This is a genomic window from Dactylosporangium sp. CA-152071, assembly GCF_050936335.1.
Taxonomy (GTDB): Bacteria; Actinomycetota; Actinomycetes; order Mycobacteriales; family Micromonosporaceae; genus Dactylosporangium; species Dactylosporangium maewongense.
In genome coordinates, this window is the sequence record NZ_JBNJMZ010000003.1 from 66,060 (window position 1) to 83,969 (window position 17,910).

Annotated in this window: 18 protein-coding genes; 15 read left to right on the forward strand and 3 right to left on the reverse strand. The window is 71.4% G+C overall.

Translation table 11 applies throughout. The features are described 5' to 3' along the window. Positions 1 to 16: 16 nt before the first annotated feature. Positions 17 to 685: a TetR/AcrR family transcriptional regulator gene (locus tag ACQEVZ_RS60330; protein ID WP_433386401.1), complete on the reverse strand. Its 669-nt coding sequence runs from the start codon at positions 683 to 685 to the stop codon at positions 17 to 19. A gap of 90 nt (positions 686 to 775) precedes the next feature. On the opposite strand from ACQEVZ_RS60330, the gene ACQEVZ_RS60335 reads away from it, so the two are divergent. From ACQEVZ_RS60335 to ACQEVZ_RS60350, 4 genes are all read left to right on the forward strand, one after another. Beyond that, positions 776 to 1,768, forward strand: a complete 993-nt coding sequence (locus ACQEVZ_RS60335; protein WP_433386378.1) for an alpha/beta hydrolase — start codon at positions 776 to 778, stop codon at positions 1,766 to 1,768. Between the two features lie 9 nt (positions 1,769 to 1,777). After that, positions 1,778 to 3,136, forward strand: coding sequence for an ABC transporter substrate-binding protein (locus tag ACQEVZ_RS60340; protein ID WP_433386380.1), 1,359 nt, complete (start codon positions 1,778 to 1,780; stop codon positions 3,134 to 3,136). 200 nt (positions 3,137 to 3,336) lie between these two features. Then, a complete protein-coding gene (locus tag ACQEVZ_RS60345; RefSeq protein WP_433386382.1) occupies positions 3,337 to 4,134 on the forward strand; it encodes a carbohydrate ABC transporter permease in 798 nt (265 codons plus the stop codon). After that, positions 4,131 to 4,955, forward strand: coding sequence for a carbohydrate ABC transporter permease (locus tag ACQEVZ_RS60350; protein ID WP_433386384.1), 825 nt, complete (start codon positions 4,131 to 4,133; stop codon positions 4,953 to 4,955). The genes ACQEVZ_RS60345 and ACQEVZ_RS60350 overlap by 4 nt, the downstream gene beginning before the upstream one ends. Before the next feature lie 112 nt (positions 4,956 to 5,067). Here ACQEVZ_RS60350 and ACQEVZ_RS60355 read toward each other — a convergent pair whose 3' ends face one another. After that, on the reverse strand, positions 5,068 to 5,844 hold the full coding sequence (locus tag ACQEVZ_RS60355; RefSeq protein ID WP_433386386.1) for an anti-sigma-D factor RsdA: 777 nt from the start codon (positions 5,842 to 5,844) through the stop codon (positions 5,068 to 5,070). 46 nt (positions 5,845 to 5,890) lie between these two features. Continuing rightward, positions 5,891 to 6,469, reverse strand: coding sequence for an RNA polymerase sigma factor ShbA (shbA, locus tag ACQEVZ_RS60360; protein ID WP_344508913.1), 579 nt, complete (start codon positions 6,467 to 6,469; stop codon positions 5,891 to 5,893). A 164-nt stretch (positions 6,470 to 6,633) separates the two neighbouring features. Here shbA and ACQEVZ_RS60365 point away from each other — a divergent pair, with 164 nt between their 5' ends. The 11 genes from ACQEVZ_RS60365 to ACQEVZ_RS60415 all read left to right on the forward strand — a co-directional run bounded on the left by ACQEVZ_RS60365 (position 6,634) and on the right by ACQEVZ_RS60415 (position 17,764). Further along, on the forward strand, positions 6,634 to 7,587 hold the full coding sequence (locus ACQEVZ_RS60365; protein WP_433386388.1) for an ABC transporter ATP-binding protein: 954 nt from the start codon (positions 6,634 to 6,636) through the stop codon (positions 7,585 to 7,587). Continuing rightward, entirely contained in the window at positions 7,584 to 8,345 is a 762-nt protein-coding gene (locus ACQEVZ_RS60370; protein WP_344508909.1) for an MlaE family ABC transporter permease, read from the forward strand. Before ACQEVZ_RS60365 ends, ACQEVZ_RS60370 begins: the two co-directional genes overlap by 4 nt. Before the next feature lies 1 nt (position 8,346). Then, positions 8,347 to 9,150, forward strand: a complete 804-nt coding sequence (locus tag ACQEVZ_RS60375; RefSeq protein WP_354903933.1) for an MlaE family ABC transporter permease — start codon at positions 8,347 to 8,349, stop codon at positions 9,148 to 9,150. After that, positions 9,147 to 10,439 carry an MCE family protein gene (locus ACQEVZ_RS60380; protein ID WP_433386391.1) on the forward strand — a complete coding sequence of 431 codons (1,293 nt, stop codon included), beginning with the start codon at positions 9,147 to 9,149 and terminating at the stop codon, positions 10,437 to 10,439. Before ACQEVZ_RS60375 ends, ACQEVZ_RS60380 begins: the two co-directional genes overlap by 4 nt. A gap of 80 nt (positions 10,440 to 10,519) precedes the next feature. Beyond that, the gene (locus ACQEVZ_RS60385) at positions 10,520 to 11,557 is read left to right on the forward strand and encodes an MCE family protein (RefSeq protein WP_354903931.1); all 1,038 of its coding nucleotides are present in this window, start codon (positions 10,520 to 10,522) and stop codon (positions 11,555 to 11,557) included. Continuing rightward, entirely contained in the window at positions 11,554 to 12,543 is a 990-nt protein-coding gene (locus ACQEVZ_RS60390) for an MCE family protein (RefSeq protein WP_433386017.1), read from the forward strand. Before ACQEVZ_RS60385 ends, ACQEVZ_RS60390 begins: the two co-directional genes overlap by 4 nt. 1 nt (position 12,544) lies before the next feature. Further along, positions 12,545 to 13,777, forward strand: coding sequence for an MCE family protein (locus ACQEVZ_RS60395; protein ID WP_433386014.1), 1,233 nt, complete (start codon positions 12,545 to 12,547; stop codon positions 13,775 to 13,777). Further along, complete coding sequence (locus tag ACQEVZ_RS60400; protein ID WP_433386011.1) at positions 13,774 to 15,186, forward strand: MCE family protein; 1,413 nt, start codon at positions 13,774 to 13,776, stop codon at positions 15,184 to 15,186. The genes ACQEVZ_RS60395 and ACQEVZ_RS60400 overlap by 4 nt, the downstream gene beginning before the upstream one ends. Then, complete coding sequence (locus ACQEVZ_RS60405; protein ID WP_433386008.1) at positions 15,183 to 16,412, forward strand: MCE family protein; 1,230 nt, start codon at positions 15,183 to 15,185, stop codon at positions 16,410 to 16,412. The genes ACQEVZ_RS60400 and ACQEVZ_RS60405 overlap by 4 nt, the downstream gene beginning before the upstream one ends. A 23-nt stretch (positions 16,413 to 16,435) precedes the next feature. After that, positions 16,436 to 17,257 (forward strand): hypothetical protein, encoded by an 822-nt coding sequence (locus tag ACQEVZ_RS60410; RefSeq protein WP_433386005.1) that lies wholly within the window; start codon positions 16,436 to 16,438, stop codon positions 17,255 to 17,257. A 15-nt stretch (positions 17,258 to 17,272) separates the two neighbouring features. After that, positions 17,273 to 17,764 (forward strand): hypothetical protein, encoded by a 492-nt coding sequence (locus ACQEVZ_RS60415; protein WP_433386002.1) that lies wholly within the window; start codon positions 17,273 to 17,275, stop codon positions 17,762 to 17,764. Positions 17,765 to 17,910: the final 146 nt, after the last annotated feature.

The window sequence follows — 17,910 nt, forward strand, 5'->3', positions numbered from 1 at the left end:
TCCCGGGGGCGTGTCGTCAGGACGTCGCCGACCCGGTCGCCAACTGCCTGGTCTGCTGTGCCGCCCATTGGGCGGCCGCCGCGGCGACGGGGATCGTCGGGTCCACCAACCATGCGGCCTCGAGGCCGTAGCAGAAAGCGATGATTTCCATTGCCTTGAGCTGCGGGTCGATGTCATCGCGCATCTCGCCGCGCTCTTGTGCGGACCGCAGGGTCGCTGTCACGCGGTCGATCGTTGTCCGGTAGCCGTCGACCAGCCGTGGGTGGAGGTCGGTGTCGGGGCTGACGTTTTCGCCGAGGACGACGGTGTTCATGCCGAGCAGGCTGGCCACCTTGCCGTCGTGCTGGCTGGGCCAGCTGGCCATGTGCCTGGCGATGATGTCGACGATCTTGATGCCGGGGTCGGGTCCGTCGCCCCACAGCCACTGCTCGGAGAAGGCCAGGTGGCGATCCATGACGGCGTTGAGCAGGGCCTCCTTGCTGCGGAAGTGATAGAGCAGCCCGGTCTGTGACACGCCGGCCTCGGCCGCGATGTCGGCGAGGCTGGTGCCGCGCGCTCCGTTGCGGGCGATGAATCGTACGGCGACGTCGACGATGCGGTCCCGTGTCTCGAGGCCCTTCGCTGAGGTCTTGGGCTTCTGGGCAGGGGACACGGTTGATCTCCTCGCGATGGTCGGGACGGTCATCGCCAAGCATAGACAACCGACTGAGTATTCGGTAACTTCTGCGAAACAGACTGAGTGCTCAGTCTTAACTGTGGCGAGAGGCGCGATCGCATGAGTGCAGCTTCCCGGCGGGGAACCCCGGTCGTCCGCGAGGAAGACACTGCGCTGCGGCCGCACGAGCAGGTTCAGGCCTTCCTGGACAGCTCCGGATCATCACCCGACCCGTGGGCCGCCGACATCGCGGCCGTGCGGGCGGACGCACGTGCGAAGGTCCTGGCCGTGACTGGCGAGCCGGCGCCGGTGGCCTCTGTCGAGTCGGTCGACGCGAACGGCGTACCGGCTCGGCTCTATCTGCCCACGGGTGCGGAACGGGAGGTGCTGGTCTGGGCGCACGGCGGCGGCTGGATGCACGGAGACCTCGACACCGCCGAAGGTGTCGCCCGGGCACTCTCGAACCGGGCCGGGTGCGGGGTCCTGTCCATCGACTACCGGCTCGCGCCCGAGTACCCGTTTCCAGCCGGCTTCGACGACACTTGGACGGCCGTCACCTGGGCACGCCACAACTTCGGCAGCGTGGCTGTCGGTGGGGACAGCTCGGGCGGAAACCTCGCCGCGGCGGCCGCGCTCAAAGCGCGTGATGAAGGCGTTCGGTTGGCCGCCCAACTCCTCGTCTACCCGGTACTCGACAGCGTCGAGAACACCGACTACAAGGTCGCGTTCCGGCGGCGGTACGAGACCTTCGCGGGCCAGTCGGGTTTCGGCTCCAACAGCTACCGTCGGCTCCAGCACATCTGGGCGACGTACGTTCCCGACCCAGCACACCGCATGGCGTCGTATGTGTCCCCGCTGCACGCTGAATCTGTGCGCGGTGTCGCGCCTGCGACGATCATCACGGCCGAACACGATTTCCTCCGCCGCGAGGCCGAGGACTATGCCCGGCGTCTGGAGGCGGCCGACGTGCCGGTCGAGCTGACCGAGTACGCGGGGCAGATCCATGGCTTCTTCGAGATGTTCGCCGTGATGACCGACGCGCATCACGCCGTTGGCAAGGCTGGCGACGCCGTACGCCGCGCGTTCCAGTCAACCCACACCATCGAGCCTTAAGGACTTCTCGTGCGATCGCTGACCCATTACTGCGGAACCCTCCGGGCCGCCGGCGTCGCCGCGGCGGCTGCCCTGCTGCTCGCCGCCTGCGCACCCGGCGGCAACTCCGAAGCCGGCCCGGCGCCGTCCAAGCCGGTCTCCACCGGTATCGGCAGCGAACCGGTCACCCTGAAGCTGCTCGTCACCAGCGGCGTCGACGTCCCGTTCTACACCGCTCTCGGCAAGCTGTTCCACGCCAAGCACAGCAACGTGACCGTCAAGGTGGAGAGCCAGGACTACGCCGCCTTGACCACGACCATCGCGCGCACTCTCGCCGGGAACAACGTGCCCGACCTCGTCCGCGTGCCGCAGCTCGGCAACCTGACCAAGGACCACCTGCTGATCGGCCTCGACCCGTATGCGCAGGCGTATGGGTGGAACGAGTGGCCGCAGTCGCAGTTCGCCTCCACCCGTGTCGCGGCGGACGGCAGACAGCGGGGGACAGGCTCGTTGTACGCTGCGGGCGCTGGTTTTGGCCTGACCGGGGTGTATTACAACAAGGCGCTTGCGCAGCGGATCGGTATGGCGCGGCCACCGGCGACTGTCGCCGAGTTCGAGCAGTTGCTCGCCAAGGCGAAGGACGCCAGGCTGCAGCCGATCATGATCAACGGCAAGGACGGCGGCAGCGTCTATCCGCTGCAGAACCTGGTGATGTCCTACGCCGGTGACGCGCGAGCCGTCCAGGACTGGAACTACGCCAAACCCGGCGCGAGTATCGACACCGCGGCGACGGTCAAGGCCGCCACGACATTGCAACGCTGGGGACAGGCGGGATACCTGCCGGCCGACGTGAACGACATCGACCAGACCCGGGCCCCGGCCGAGTTCATCAAGGGCAACGGCGTGTTCTTCCCGAGCGGCAACTGGCAGGCTCCGGGACTCGACAAGACCGGACCCGGTCAGTTCGGGTTTTTCCTGTTCCCGCCCGGCGTCGCCGGTGGGCCGTCGTACGCGATGACCGCCGTCGCCAACCTGGGGATCCCGGCGAAGTCACCCAACGCAGACGTGGCGGCCGCGTTCCTGGACTTCGTGCAGACGGACCAGCAGGCGCGGCAGGAGACGGTCACCCTCGGCGGTCTGGTGCCGGCCGGCCCGTCGGACGCGCCGGCTCCGACCGCGCCCGAGGGGTCGGCGGTCGCAGCCACCGTCAGCGCGTTCCAGGAGTTGCTGAAGAGCGACGGGCTGGTCGGCTTCATGGCTGATGCGACGGCTTCGATCCACGTCAACAGCCTCATCCCGCAGACGCAGCTGCTGCTGGCCGGCAAGACGACGCCCGAGGCGTTCGCGGCCAAGGTGCAGTCCGACTACGAGCGCGATCTCGGGCGATGATCGCGGCGAGCCGACCCAGGGGTGATGCGGTGCTGTCCGTCTCGACCCCGGAGGAGATGCGGCAGGATCCGGCTATGACCGACCCGTCGAGCGTTCCTGCGGCACCACAACCCGCCGCACGGCGCCCATCCGCACTCCGGCGGCGGAGCTGGAGCGCGCTCCTCTGGGTTGCGCCAGCGTTCGGCATGTACGGCGTTTTCGTGCTGTTCCCGATGCTCCAGTCGGTGCAGTACTCGTTCTACGACTGGGATGGCATCGGGCCGGCGACGCCTGCCGGACTGGACAACTGGAAAGCGATCTTCACCCAGCCGGAGCTGCTGCAATCCGTGGTGCACGCGTTCGTCCTCGTCGTGTTCTACACGGTCCTGCCGGTCGGGCTCGGTCTGGTCGCCGCGTCGCTCATCCGCGAACTGAAGCCCAGCGCGTTCAGCACCACCGCCCGGGTCGTACTGTTCATCCCCCAGGTGCTTCCGCTGGTCGCGGCCGGTATCGCGTGGACGTGGATGTACTCCTCGGACGGCCTGGTCAATCAGGTCTTGCGCGCAGTCGGCCTCGATCAGTACACGCGGGCCTGGCTCGGTGACTTCACGTTCGCTCTGCCCGCGGTCGGTGTGATCGGGGTCTGGGTCATGCTCGGCTTCTGCACGGTGCTGCTGCTGGCGGGCATCGGCAAGATCGACCCGGCGCTGTACGAGGCGGCCCGGCTGGACGGGGCCGGGCGGGTCAGTGAGTTCTTCGCCGTGACGCTGCCCGGGTTGCGGCGCGAACTCGTCGTGTGCACGACGTTCACGATCATCGCCGCCCTGGCGAGCTTCGACGTCGTCCAGATCGCGACGCAAGGCGGTCCCGGCTACCAGACGATGGTGCCCGGCGTGCAGATCTACCGGTTGACGTTCCTGCAGCAGCACGTCGGCCAGGCCTCGGCGCTCGCGGTGTTCCTGGCCGTCGTCGTGCTGGTGGTCATCTGGCCGATCCAGCGTCTCGGGAGGGAGAAATGACCACATCGGGCCTCGCCCATCGAGTAACGCGCACTGGGATCCTGCTCGCGCTGATGCTGTTCGCCGTGGTGCCGCTGCTGAGTATGTTCACCACGGCACTGGCGGCGCCGGGCAGCACGCCGCAAGGCCTCAGCTGGCCGAGCGACCCGCACTGGCACAACTTCGTCGACGCGTGGAGCGCGGCGAACTTCGTCGCGCTGTTCCGCTCGAGCACCCTCATCGTGCTTGGCGTCGTACCGGCCACGGTCGCGATGGCCACCGCCGCGGGCTACGCCCTCGCTCAGCTGAACGTGCCCTTCGGTAAGGCGATCTACGGTCTTCTCCTCGTCGGACTCACCCTGCCGTTCGAGGCGCTGATCACCCCGCTGTACTACGACCTGCGCAGCATGGGACTGCTCGGGACGCGGCTGGCGATCGTCCTGCCGCTCATCGGACTGCTCATGCCGTTCGGCGTCTTCTGGATGCGCGTACACTTTCTCAGCGCCGAGCCCGCGCTCACCGAAGCCGCGAAGGTCGACGGCGCCAACACCTGGCAGGCGTTCCGCCGCATCCACCTGCCGCTCGCCACCTCGGCGTGGTCCGCACTATCTGTGCTCTTCTTCCTCGCCAGCTGGAACCAGTACCTGCTGCCCCTCGTCCTCGTCGACGACCCGACGAAGCGGACCGTGGCCGGCGGGCTGGGCGCGTTCCAGGGCCAGTACGGCACCGACATCGTGCTTCTCTGCGCCGGATCCCTGCTGATCATCCTGCCCTCGCTGGCGATCTTCCTGATCTTCCAGCGCAACTTCGTCAAGGCGCTGATGCAAGGAGCCGTCAAGTGACTGCCCGAGTCCCGCCCCTGGAGGTTCCATCGCATCCGCGCTGTTCAGGTCGCGCTGGCCCTCCTCGGCAGCGACCGGCGGTTCGCCGGAGCCGACGACGCCGGGAGTCGGTTCAGCCGGTGAGTCCGGGCAGCAACGACGACGGCAGCAACGACGACGGCAGCGGTGGCAGCGGCAGACTCGGCCCGGGCAGCGGCGGCACCTGCGGTGTCGGCAGGTCGGGGATGAGGGGACCGGGACCGGTCGTGGGGTCCCCGCCGCCCGATCCGGGGGTGTGGCCCGGTGTGGTGACGCCCGGCGACGGCGCCGGGGTCGAGGGGGTGACCGGCGTGGGCGGCGTGCTGGCGGGTGCGGCCGGGCCGGTCACCGTCGGCAGGGAGCGGCGGATCTCCTCGATCCGGTCTCGCAGCCGCTGCCGCGTCGCCGGGTCTTCGATCCGTTCCACGTCCGTCGCGGCGACGTCGAGCAGGCGGCGGGCGTCGTCGTAGTGTCCGGCCGCCGCCGCGTCGCCGGCCAGTGCGATCGTGTGCTCCACCGCCAGGGCTTGGGCCTGCTGCGGGTACAGCACCCGGGTGAGCGGCCAGAGTGGATTGTCCGGTCCCGAATGACGGGCGCCGAGCGCCGCGCCACCGAGGAGCACAGCGGCCGCCACGGCACCGGCGAGCATCCTCCGGACGCCGGTGCGGCGGCGGGCGGGCAGCGGCACCGGGATGCCGGACGGGAGGTCCGCGGGTAGGTCGGTGTCGAGGTCTGCCCTCCAGCCCGCCAGGAGGTCGGCGAACTCGTCGTCGTCCGGTGCCGGTTCGCCGCGGCCGAGGGCGTCGAGCAGCGCGTCGTCGGCCTGGATCTCGGCCAGGTCGACGGGCGGCTCGCCACTGCGCTCCGTCACCACGTCACCTCGCTCCGCTCGACGGCGCGGTCACGCGCCGGCCCGTTCACGCCGCCACCTCGCCCAACGTGTCGCCTGCCAGCGTACGCAGGCGGGCCAGCGCGCGGGACTGCGCGACCCGTACCGCGGGCGCGGACATGCCGACGATCGCGCCGACCTCGTCGGCCGGCAGCCCCACCGCCACCCGCAGGACGACGATCTCCCGCTGCGGCTCGGGCAGCTGGGCCAGCAGTCCGGACAGGCGCCGTGCCAGGTCGGTGCTGAGCGCCCGCTGCTCCGGGCCCGGTGCCGCGTCGGGCCGGTCAGCGAGCGTGTCGACCGGGGCCGTCCCGGCGTCGCGGACGGCGGCGCGCTGCGCGTCGGCGACCTTGTGTGCCGCGATCCCGTAGACGAAGGCGGTGAACGGCCGCCCCTGGTCACGGTACTTGGGCATCGCCCGCAGCAGCGCGAGGCACACCTCCTGCGCGATGTCGTCGGCGGTCGTGTACGCGCCGCCCACCCGCCCGAGCCTGGCCCGGCAGTAGCGGACGATGCCGGGCCGCAGCTCGGCGAGCAGCGCCGCCGTGGCGTCCGGATCGGCCCGCAGGGCGCGGTCCACGAGCTCTGGTTCGATCGTTGCCGTCATCGCGTTGGGTGCGCACCTTCGTTACCGGGGGGTTTCCGCACGGTAACCGGCGGCGGCCGATCCCACCAGCCGGACGGGTGGTCGCGAAAAATTCCGGCCCGCGGTGTTACGCCGGGCGCCCGTGCCGCGATGTCACAGGCAACGGGTTCAGGCAGGAGGGCCGGATGGGCGTCGAGGTGCGTGTCGAGGCACTGGCGAAGTCCTTCGGTGCCCAGCCGGTGTGGGCCGACGTGAGCCTCACCCTGCCCGCCGGCGAGATCTCGGTCCTGCTCGGCCCGTCCGGTACCGGCAAATCGGTGTTCCTCAAGACGCTGGTCGGCCTGCTCAAGCCGGACCGGGGCGCGATCCGGATCGGTGAGCACGACCTGACCCGCCTCGGCGAGCGGGAGCTGTACGAGGTGCGGAAGCTCTTCGGCGTGCTGTTCCAGGACGGCGCGCTGTTCGGCTCGATGAACATCTACGACAACGTCGCGTTTCCGCTGCGGGAGCACACCCGCAAGCCGGAGCGGGAGATCCGGGCGATCGTCGCGGAGAAGCTGGAGATGGTCGGCCTCGTCGGCGCGGAGCGGAAGCTGCCCGGGGAGATCTCCGGCGGGATGCGCAAGCGCGCCGGCCTGGCCCGGGCGCTGGTCCTCGATCCGGAGATCGTCCTGTTCGACGAGCCGGACTCGGGTCTTGACCCGGTGCGCACCGCATACCTGAACCAGCTGATCATCGACCTCAACCAGCAGATCGACGCGACGTTCCTGATCGTCACGCACGACATCAACACCGCCCGTACGGTGCCCGACAACATCGGGCTCATCTACCACGGCCAACTGGCGATGTTCGGCCCGCGCGAGATGCTGCTGTCGAGCACCGAGCCGGTGGTTCGGCAGTTCCTCAACGCACAGCGGGTCGGGCCGATCGGCATGGCCGAGGAGAAGGACGCCGACGAGCTCAAGGCCGAGGCCGACGCCGGTGTCGAGCTTCCGCCCCTGCCGCCGATCCCGCTGCAACTGCAGCCGTCGGACGGCCTGCCGCGCCGGGCGGAGCGACCGCCCGGCGAATGGTGCTTCGAGCACGGCGTCACCCCGCCGCCGGGGTCCTTCCACGCCGAACCGGGGCGGGTCCGATGACCGCGCCGCTGCGCCAGTCCGGGCTGTTCTTCGCGTTCTGCCTCGACGCGCTGCGGGGGCTCGGCCGACGGCCGTTCCAGGTGCGCGAGTTCCTGCAGCAGGCCTGGTTCGTCAGTTCCGTGTCGATCCTGCCGGCGGCACTCGTCTCGGTCCCGTTCGGCGCGGTGATCGCGCTGCAGCTCGGCTCCCTGGTCCGCCAGCTCGGCGCGCAGTCGTTCACGGGCGCGGCGTCGGTGCTCGCGGTGGTTCGCGAGGCCGGCCCGATCGTCACCGCGCTCATCATCGCCGGCGCGGGCGGCTCGGCGATCTGCGCCGACCTCGGGGCGCGGAAGATCCGCGAGGAGCTGGACGCGATGGAGGTGCTGGGCATCGACCCGCTGCACCGCCTCGTCGCGCCCCGGATCGCGGCCACGATGCTGGTCGCGGTCCTGCTCAACGGCCTGGTCAGCGTGGTGGGCGTGTCCGGCGGCTACTTCTTCAACGTCGTCATGCAGGGCGGCACGCCGGGCGCCTACCTGGCCAGCTTCCAGGCGCTGGGGCAGCTGCCGGACCTGGTCGTCGGCGAGATCAAGGCGCTGTGCTTCGGCGCGGTCGCCGCGCTCGTCGCCTCGTACAAGGGCATGACGGCACGCGGCGGGCCGAAGGGCGTCGGGGACGCGGTCAACCACAGCGTGGTCATCACGTTCATGTTGCTGTTCGCGCTGAACTTCGTCATCACCGCCGTGTACTTCCAGATCGTGCCGCAGAAGGGGAGCTGACATGCCGGTCCTGCGACAGCTCGACAACCTCGGCGGGCAGCTGGCGTTCTACCTGCGGGCGTTCGCCTGGACGCCGCGGACGATCCGGCGGTACAAGCGGGAGGTCCTTCGCCTGCTCGCCGAGGTGAGCTTCGGCACCGGAGCGCTCGCCGTCGCCGGTGGCACGGTCGGCGTCATCTGCTTCCTCACCTTCTTCACCGGCACGGAGGTCGGGCTGCAGGGATACCAGGCCCTCGACCAGATCGGCAGCAGCGCCTTCACCGGGTTCATCTCCGCGTACTTCAACACCCGGGAGATCTCGCCGCTCGTCGCGGCGCTGGCGCTGTCGGCGACCGTCGGCTGCGGCTTCACCGCGCAGCTCGGCGCGATGCGCATCTCCGAAGAGGTGGACGCCCTCGAGGTGATGGCCGTGCCGTCGCTGCCGTTCCTGGTCACCACCCGGATGATCGCCGGTTTCATCGCGGTGATCCCGCTGTACGTGCTGGGCCTGCTCTCCAGCTACCTCGCCACCCGGACGATGGCAATCGTCTACTTCGGACAGTCGGCCGGCACGTACGACTACTACTTCCACCTGTTCCTCCCGCCGGAGGACGTGCTGTGGTCCTTCGGCAAGGTGCTGGTGTTCAGCGTCATCGTCGTGCTGGTGCACTGCTACTACGGCTACACCGCCAGTGGCGGCCCGGCCGGGGTGGGCGTAGCGGTCGGTCGTGCGGTACGCCTGGCGATCGTCTCGGTGAACGTCGTGGACTTCTTCCTGTCGCTGGCCATCTGGGGCGCGACCACCACGGTGCGGATCGCCGGATGAACGCGCGGCACAGATTCCTGGGCCTCGCCTTCGTGGCGCTGCTCGGCGCGGCGCTCAGCCTCGCCGTGCTGCAATACCGCAAGGCGTTCGACGACACGACCTGGGTGACGCTTCGGGCGAGCCGAACGGGCATGCAGCTGAGCCCCGGCGCGGAGGTCAAGCTGCACGGCGTGGTCGTCGGCGAGGTGCGCACCGTCTCCAGCGACGGCGCCGGCGCCCGGCTGCGGCTCGCGCTCGACCCGGCGCTCGTGCCGCAGATCCCCGCCGACGTCAGCGCCCGGCTGCTGCCCAAGACGCTGTTCGGTGAGCGGTACGTCGCGCTGGTGCCCCCCGCGCAGCAGACCAGCCGCCCGATCCGCGACGGGGACGTGATCCCGCAGGACCGCAGCGCGAGCGGCGTCGAGCTGGAGCGCGTGCTCGACGACGCGTTGCCGCTGCTGCAGTCGATCCAGCCGGACAAGCTCGCGGCGACCCTGGGCGCGATCGCCACGGCCCTCGACGGCAAGGGCGACCAGCTCGGCGAGCAGCTGGTTTCCCTGGACGGCTACCTCGCCGCGCTGAACAAGGACATGCCGCTGATCGCCGAGGACGTGCGCAGGCTCGCCAACGTCCTGGACGTCTACGACGGCGCGATGCCGGACCTGCTCGCCATCCTGCGCGACGCGTCGGTGACCGCCAGGACCGTCACGGACCAGCGTACCCAGCTCGCCGCGTTCCTCGCCGACAGCACGGAGGCCGCCGACGTGACCCGGTTCTTCCTCGAACGCCACGGCGACCAGCTCATCCAGGTCGGTGACGTGAGCCGGCCGGTCCTGGAGCTGCTGGCCGCGTACGCGCCGGAGTACCCCTGCCTGATGCGTGGCCTGGTCGCGCTGCAGCCGCGGGTGGAGCAGGTGTTCGCCTCCGGGCGGATGCGCATCACGCTGGAGATCACCCGCGACAACGGCAGGTTCGTGCCGGGCAGGGACGAGCCGGTGTACGGCGCGAGGAACGGCCCCGACTGCCGGGGCCTGCCGGACCCGCACGTCCCCGCGCCGTCGACCCCGATCAACGACGGGTACGACTACGGTGCCGCCCGGCCCGGACCGTCGAAGCTGCCCGTCGGGCTGATCCCGGGCGCGGTCCCCGCGGCGCCGCTGCCCACCGCCGACGCCGGCACCGCCGAGGAGCGCAAGCTGCTGGAGCCGTTGCTGGGCGCGACGATGGGCGTGCCGCCCGCCGAGGTGCCGGACATCGCGGTGCTGCTGTGGGGCCCGCTGCTGCGCGGAGCGGTGGTGAACGCGCGATGAGCGGTCCGGAGCGCAGCGGAGGGGCCGCTCATCAGGGGCTCAGCTTGAAGTTCGGGAGGCCGGAGCGAAGCGGAGGGCGCATGAACCGGACTGTGCTCGCACCGCTGGTGAAGCTGACCGTCTTCGCGGCCGTGACCGTGCTGCTGACCGCCCTGCTCGCACAGACGCTGGGCGCGTTCTCGACGGGCGGCACCCGCTACCGGGCACGCTTCACCGACGTCACCGGGCTCCTCGTCGGCGACGACGTGCGCATCTCCGGCGTGAAGGTGGGCGAGGTCCGCGACATCAAGGTCGCCGGCAACACCGTCGCGGAGATCGCCTTCACCGTGGCCGACGACATCCCGCTGACGACGAGCGTCCGGGCGAAGATCCGGTACCGCAACCTGGTCGGCCAGCGGTACGTGGCGCTGAGCGAGGGGCCGGGCGACGGCGTGCCGTTGCGGCCGTCCCAGGTCATCCCCGAGTCGCAGACGACCCCGGCGCTGGACCTGACCGTGCTGTTCAACGGCTTCCGGCCGCTGTTCACCGCGCTGACCCCGCAGGCAGTCAACCAGCTCGCCTTCGAGATCATCCAGGTCCTGCAGGGCGAGGGCGGCACGATGGCGAGCCTGCTGCGGCGGACCGCATCGCTGACCAACACGCTCGCCGACCGCGACGCGGTGATCGGCCGGGTCGTCACCAACCTCAACGCGGTACTGTCCACACTGGACGACCACAGCGGCGACCTCGACGTGACGATCAGCCAGCTGCAGCAGTTCGTGTCGGGGCTCGCGGCCGACCGGCTGGCGATCGGCGACGCCCTGGTGAACCTCGGCCAGCTGACCGGGGCGACCGCCTCGCTGCTCGGTGACGCGCGGCCGGCGATCGCCGCCGACGTGAACGCGCTCGGCACGCTGTCGGGCACGCTCAACGACAACGCCGCGGTCATCGACCGGACGCTCGGCGGGCTGCCGCAGCGGTACACCGCATTGACCCGCGTCGCGTCCTACGGCTCGTGGTTCAACTTCTTCCTCTGCGACTTCGACGGCAACGTGAGCGTGGCCGGGGGCGGCGACCTCAACCCCGCCACCTTCAGCTCCCAGGCGGCGCGGTGCCGGCAACCGGGAGGTGGCGCGTGAAACCGTTCCGGGAACGCAATCCGGTCGTGGTCGGCGCGGTCAGCCTGGCCGTCCTGGCGGCGCTGATGCTCGGCGCGTTCCAGCTCGACGCGCTCGCCGCGCTGACCGCTCAGGGTTCGTACCGCGCGGCGTTCCGCGACGCCAGCGGGCTGGTCCCCGGCAACGAGGTCCGCGTCGCCGGGGTCCGCGTCGGCAAGGTCACCGGCGTCGACCTGGCGCAGGGCAGCACCGGACCGTACGTGCGTGTGCGGTTCCGGTTGGAGGACCACGACGTGCGGCTGGGCACCCGCACAGGCGCGACGATCCGGATCAAGACCGTGCTGGGCCAGAAGTACCTGGCGCTCGCGCCCGACGGGCCGGGCCGGCTCGCCGACGACGCCGAGATCCCGCTGGAGCGCACCGCCGGACCGTTCGACGTGGTCCAGGCGGTGACCGGCCTGGCCGACACGCTCGACTCGATCGACACCACCCAGCTGGCGAACGCGTTCACCACGCTGGCGCAGACATTCGCCGACACCCCGGCGAGTGTGCAGCTGTCGCTGGACGGGCTGTCGCGGCTGTCCAAGACGGTCGGCGACCGCGACGCCGAGCTGCGCGAGCTGCTCGCCCGCGCGCACAACGTCACCGGGGTGCTCGCCGCGCGCGACGAGGAGTTCCGCAAGCTCGTCACCGACGGCAACGCGTTGCTGTCCGAGGTCAGCCGCCGCAAGGACGCCATCCACGACCTGCTGGTCGGCACCAACGCGCTCGCGACGCAGCTGTCCGGCCTGATCGCCGACAACCGGCAGCAGCTGGAGCCGGCCCTGCGGCAGCTGCGCGGCGTGGTGGCCACGTTGCAACGCAACCGCGACAACCTCGAGCAGACCATCCAGAGGATGGGGCCGTTCGTCGACGCGTTCGCGAACGTGGTCGGCAACGGCCGCTGGTTCGACTCGTACGTCAGCGGGCTGCTCCAGCCGTACCAGCCGACGACGGGAGGGCGCTGAGATGCACAGGCGTCGTCTCATCGCGGCGGGTGTGGTGCTCGCCGTCGCCGCGGCAGCAGCCGTCGTGTTCCTGGGCGGGCGGCCGCAACGGCGTCTCGTCGCGCATTTCAGCCGCACTGTCGGCATCCACGAGGGCTCGTCGGTCCGGGTGCTCGGGGTGGACATCGGCGAGGTGGTCTCGGTGACTCCCCAGGGTCGCACCGTCCGCGTGGAGATGCGGTACGACGCCGACCGGCGGATCCCGGCCGGCGCCCAGGCGCTGATCATCCCGCCCAGCGTCGTCAGCGACCGGTACGTACAGCTCACCCCCGCGTACAACGGTGGCCCGGCCCTGGGCGACGGCGCCGACGTGCCGGTGGAGCGCACGGCCGCGCCGATGGAGATCGACGACATCTACCGCGCGCTCGACGACTTCAACCGGGCGCTCGGGCCGGGCGGCGCCAACGCCGACGGCGCGCTCAAGGACCTCGTCGCCGCCGGGCGGGCGAATCTCGAGGGCAACGGCGACAACCTGCACGCCACGCTCGACGGGCTCGGCCGCGCACTGTCCACTGTGGCCGACGGGCGGCAGGACCTCTTCGGCACGGTCGTCAACCTCCAGCTGTTCACCACCGCACTCGCTGAGAGCGACCAGCAGGTGCGGGCGTTCAACCAGCAGCTCGCCGCGGTGGCCGGGCAGCTCGCCGGCGAGCGCGACGAGCTGGCCGCCGCCCTGCGCAGCCTCGCGACGGCGCTCGGCGACGTCACCACGTTCATCCGGGAGAACCGCGACGCGCTGAAGTCCGATGTGGACGCCCTGGCCGACGTGACGGGCATCCTGGTACGGCAGCAGAAGGCGATCATCGAGATCCTCGACGTCACCCCGCTGGCCTTGTCGAACCTCAACCTGGCCTACAACGCCACGTCGGGGACGCTCGACACGCGGGACAACGCGCTCGGGCCGTACGACCCGGCGAGCTACGTGTGCTCGGTCATGGTCGACCTCGTGCCGACGGCGCAGATCCCCAAGGAGTGCTTCGCGCTCGCCCAGACCCTCAACGCCCGGGGGCTGCCGCTGACCGACCAGCTGCGCAAGCTTCTCGGGCTGCCGGCCGCCGCGCCGCCCGCCGCGAACGGCGCCGCGGCGCCCGCCCAGCCGGCCGCGCCCGGACTGCCGGCACCACCTGGACTGCCCGAGCTGCCCGGTGTCACGCGGGATCTCACCGTCGGTGGCATCCTGGGAGGCACGCCGTGAAGCGCGCCGGACGGCACCTGGCCGCGGTGCTCGCCGGCACGCTCCTCGTGGGTGGCTGCGGGCTGCCCGACGTCGCCGGGCTCCCGCTGCCGGGCGGGGCGCCCAGCGGCGACGGGTACCACGTGACGGCCGAGTTCGCCGACGTCCTCGACCTGGTGCCGCAGGCCGCGGTAAAGGTCGACGACGTGACCGTCGGCAGCGTGGAGAAGATCTCGCTGTCCGGCTGGACGGCCCGCGTCCGGCTGCGGATCGCCCGGGACGTGCGGCTGCCCGCGAACGCGACCGCGGCCGTGCGCCAGACCAGCCTGCTCGGCGAGAAGTACGTGGCGCTCGACCCGCCGGCGACCGAGCCGCCGCGCGGCCGGTTGACCGACGGCGCGGTCGTGCCGCTGGCCCGGACCCGGCGGGCGGCCGAGGTCGAGGAGGTGCTCGCCGCGCTGGGCATGCTGCTCAACGGCGGCGGCCTGGCGCAGCTCAAGACGATCAACGAGGAACTGGCCAAGGCTCTCGACGGGCGCGAGCCGGAGGCGAAGGACGCGCTGCACCAGCTCGACACCTTCGTCGGCGGCCTGGACCAGCAGAAGGCCGACATCGTGCGCGCGGTCGACTCGCTCGACCGCCTGACCGGGCAGCTGTCCCGGCAGCGGGACGTCATCGGCACGGCGCTGGGCTCCCTCGCCCCGGGCCTGACCGTCCTCGAGGACCAGCGGGAGCAGCTCACCCTCGCGCTGACCGCCCTGGGTGAGCTGGGCCGGGTCGGCACCCAGGTGGTCAACCAGAGCCGCGACGACACGCTGGCGTCCCTGCGCGCGGTCCAGCCGATCCTCGAACAGCTGGTGAAGGCGGGCGACGCGCTGCCGAAGTCCCTGGACTTCATGCTGACGTTCCCCTTCCCGCCCAACATCACCGGCGCGATCGTCGGGGACTTCGTCAACCTCGGCGCGACCGCGGACCTCGACGCCCCGACGATCCTTTCGAACCTGCTCGTCGCGACCGCGCCGGCCGGTCCGGCGCCCGCGGCGACCGGCGGCGCACAACCGGGGAAGTCCAACCCGGGGACGGGTGGGAAGAGCCCGACGAAGCCGCCCGTCACCACGCCGCCGCTGCCCGGCGTGCTGCCGCTGCCGTGCCTGCCGGTCGGCGGGGTACTGCCGCCCGGTTGGCAGCCCCCGTCCGGCTGCGACCTGCCGAAGGGCTGCACCCTGCTGCCGCCCGGCAGCGTCGCACCGCCCGGCAGCCTGCTCCCGCCCGGCGGCATCGTGCCGCCCGGCACCGTCTTCCCGCCCGGAACGGTGCTGCCGCCCGGCACCGCACTGTCGCCCGGCTGCCTGCTGCCACCCGCGACCGGCGCCGTCACCGGGCGGCAGGGCGGGCTGCCCGACGTTCTCGGAGGAGGGCTGCTGCCATGATCCGACGCTCCGCCAAGCTGCAGGTCCTGGCGTTTCTCGCGGTCGGGCTGGTCGGCGTCGTCCATGTCGGCGTCACGTACGTCGGGCTCGGCGACCGGCTCCTCGGCCGCGGGTACGTCGTCCACGCCGACTTCGCCGAGGCGGGCGGCCTCTTCGCCAGCGCGCCGGTCACCTACCGCGGTGTGCCGGTCGGCCGGGTCGAGGCCGTCACGCTGCACGACGGCGGCGCCCGGGCACGGCTGCGGCTGGACGACGGCGTCCGGGTCGCGAGCGACACCCGGGCCGTCGTCGGACAGCGCTCCGCCGTCGGCGAGCAGTTCCTGGACCTGCGCCCGGACACCGACGCCGGCCCGTACCTCCGGGACGGCTCGGTCATCCCGCGCAGCCGCACCGGCGTCCCACTGGCCCCCGAGACGCTGCTGGCCAACCTCGACGCGCTCGTGCGCTCCGTCGACCCGGCCGCCCTGTCCGTCGTCATCGACGAGCTCGGCACCGCCTTCGAGGGCAACGAGCAGGCGCTGCGCCGCATCCTCGACGCCGGCGACCTGATCCTGCGGGAGGCGTCGGCGAACCTGCCGCAGACGCTCACCCTGCTGCGCGACGGCCGCACCGTGCTCACCACCCAGGAGGAGTCCTCGGCGGCGATCCGGCAATGGGCGAGCGGACTGGCGCAGATCGCCGCGACACTGCGCTCGTCCGACCCCGACCTGCGGCGGCTCATCACCGGCGCGCCACCCGCCGCCCGAGAACTCGTGACGCTGCTGGACGCGCTCGACCCCACGATCGGCACGCTGCTGGGCAACCTCGTGTCGGTCAACGGCGTCGCGGCGCGCCGCCTGCCCGGCATCGAGCAGATCCTCGTCGTGTACCCGATGGCGGTCGCCGGCGGCTTCACCGTCACGCCCGGGGACGGCACCGCCCACCTCGGTCTGGTGCTCAACGTCGACGACCCGCCGCCCTGCAAATACGGGCAGGGCACCCGCTGCGGCGCCGCCGACCAGGCCCAGGGCTCGAGCGTCCGGGGCACGAACAACGTACCGCGCCCGGGCGGCAGCGACCCGCCACCGCCCGGCCCGTCGGACGAGACCGGCGGGTACGACCCGGCGTCCGGGGTGGCGTTGGGCACGGACGGCCACCCGCTGCTGTTCGGCACGACCGGCGGGCAGTACGGACTCGCCGGGGACCAGTCCTGGAAACAGCTCCTGCTCGCCGGGCTCGCCCCGTAGCGCACCTTCGGATGGAGGCAGTTGTGTCCGCACCTGAGCACCGAACGCTGAAGCTCGTGCAGGGCGGCGCGGCCGGGACCGAGCTCCCGCCGCGCAGTGTCCGGCGCCGCACGGCCACCCGCCGCACGCGGCGGCAGCGTGACCCGATCACCGCGGTCCTGCGACAGCTCGGCGAGGAGCCCGTCCTGCCCGACGACGCCCCGACCCCACCGGACGCGACCGAGTCCACGACCGAGGCCACGACCGAGTCCACGACGGAGCAGAAGCGCGCGCCGGAACCGGGTAAGCGGGTCAGGCCGCGACCGCACCGCCGCACGGTGCAGCGTCGCGAGCCGGCCCCGCGCAGCCGGCTCCGGTTCTCCCGGCCCGCGCTCAGCACCGTCGTCCTGGTGGTCGTCATGTGCGTGGCCCTCACCGGGGCGGGCGTCTTCGGCAGCCGCTGGTACGGCGACCGGATGCTCGACCGCGCCCACCAGCAGGCACTCGCCGCGGCGAAACAGACGACCGTCAACTTCGTCTCGGTCAGCGCCGCCAGCGTCGACCGCGACCTGCAGCGGATCGTCGCCGGCGCCACCGGCGACTTCCGCGACGAGTTCACCCGCGGTCAGACGCAGGTGCGGGCCGCGATCGTGGAGAACAACGTCGAGTCGCGCGGGACGGTGCTGCGCGCAGCACTGGTCTCCGGCGACCGCAGCGCGGCCGTCGTGCTGGTCGCCGTCGACGCGACCGTCCGCAACGCCAAGTCGCCGGAAGGGCGTGCCTCGCACTTCCGCATCCAGATCGACGTCGCCCACGACCGCGGATCTGGCCGCTGGCTCGTGTCCCGGCTGCAGTTCGTCGGCTGAAGCAGGAGGTCCGTCATGCCGAGGTTTCCGAAGGGGTACCGCAAGGGCGTCGTCGCGCTCGCCCTTGTCATCGCGCTGGGTCTGGGTTTCGCCGGCGCGGGCTGGTACGAGCACCAGCAGGCGCACCAGCGGGACGTGGCGGCCCGCCAGTCGCTCACCGCCGCAACCGCCGCCGCGCAGGCGATCTTCTCGTACGACTACCGCAGCTTCGACACCAGCGTCGCGAATGCGCGGACGTTTGTGACCGGCCAATTCGCCGACGAGTACGGCCGGACGACCGCCGCACTCAAACCCAACGCGGTGTCGGAACAGGCAATCGTCCGCGCGGCCGTGTCCGCCTCCGGCGTCGTCAGCGCCGGCCCGGAACGCGTCGAGTTGTTGCTCTACCTCAACCAGTACCGTCGCAACACGAACATCACGGGTGAGAAGGTCGACCAGAACCGCGTGGTGCTCACCATGGTGCCCGTCGACGGGGCATGGAAGGTCTCGAACGCCGTCGCCATCTGAGCGTCCGGCCTACCGCCGGGCCGGTCCCCGTGCGGGCGTGCCGTTCGCCGGCCTGCCGGCGATCGCCATGAACTGTGATTGAGCGGGCACTATGCGAATGCCGGCTGTCGTGGCGTCGAGCGATCGACACCTGACTCGGATGCTTG

Coding starts and splice junctions, on each gene's coding strand:
- ACQEVZ_RS60370 (WP_344508909.1), top strand. CDS start 7,584: ATGACCGCGCCGCTGCGCCAGTCCGGGCTGTTCTTCGCGTTCTGCCTC.
- ACQEVZ_RS60375 (WP_354903933.1), top strand. CDS start 8,347: ATGCCGGTCCTGCGACAGCTCGACAACCTCGGCGGGCAGCTGGCGTTC.
- ACQEVZ_RS60385 (WP_354903931.1), top strand. CDS start 10,520: ATGAACCGGACTGTGCTCGCACCGCTGGTGAAGCTGACCGTCTTCGCG.
- ACQEVZ_RS60405 (WP_433386008.1), top strand. CDS start 15,183: ATGATCCGACGCTCCGCCAAGCTGCAGGTCCTGGCGTTTCTCGCGGTC.
- ACQEVZ_RS60335 (WP_433386378.1), top strand. CDS start 776: ATGAGTGCAGCTTCCCGGCGGGGAACCCCGGTCGTCCGCGAGGAAGAC.
- ACQEVZ_RS60380 (WP_433386391.1), top strand. CDS start 9,147: ATGAACGCGCGGCACAGATTCCTGGGCCTCGCCTTCGTGGCGCTGCTC.
- shbA (WP_344508913.1), bottom strand. CDS start 6,469: ATGACGGCAACGATCGAACCAGAGCTCGTGGACCGCGCCCTGCGGGCC.
- ACQEVZ_RS60365 (WP_433386388.1), top strand. CDS start 6,634: ATGGGCGTCGAGGTGCGTGTCGAGGCACTGGCGAAGTCCTTCGGTGCC.
- ACQEVZ_RS60395 (WP_433386014.1), top strand. CDS start 12,545: ATGCACAGGCGTCGTCTCATCGCGGCGGGTGTGGTGCTCGCCGTCGCC.
- ACQEVZ_RS60415 (WP_433386002.1), top strand. CDS start 17,273: ATGCCGAGGTTTCCGAAGGGGTACCGCAAGGGCGTCGTCGCGCTCGCC.
- ACQEVZ_RS60350 (WP_433386384.1), top strand. CDS start 4,131: ATGACCACATCGGGCCTCGCCCATCGAGTAACGCGCACTGGGATCCTG.
- ACQEVZ_RS60330 (WP_433386401.1), bottom strand. CDS start 685: ATGACCGTCCCGACCATCGCGAGGAGATCAACCGTGTCCCCTGCCCAG.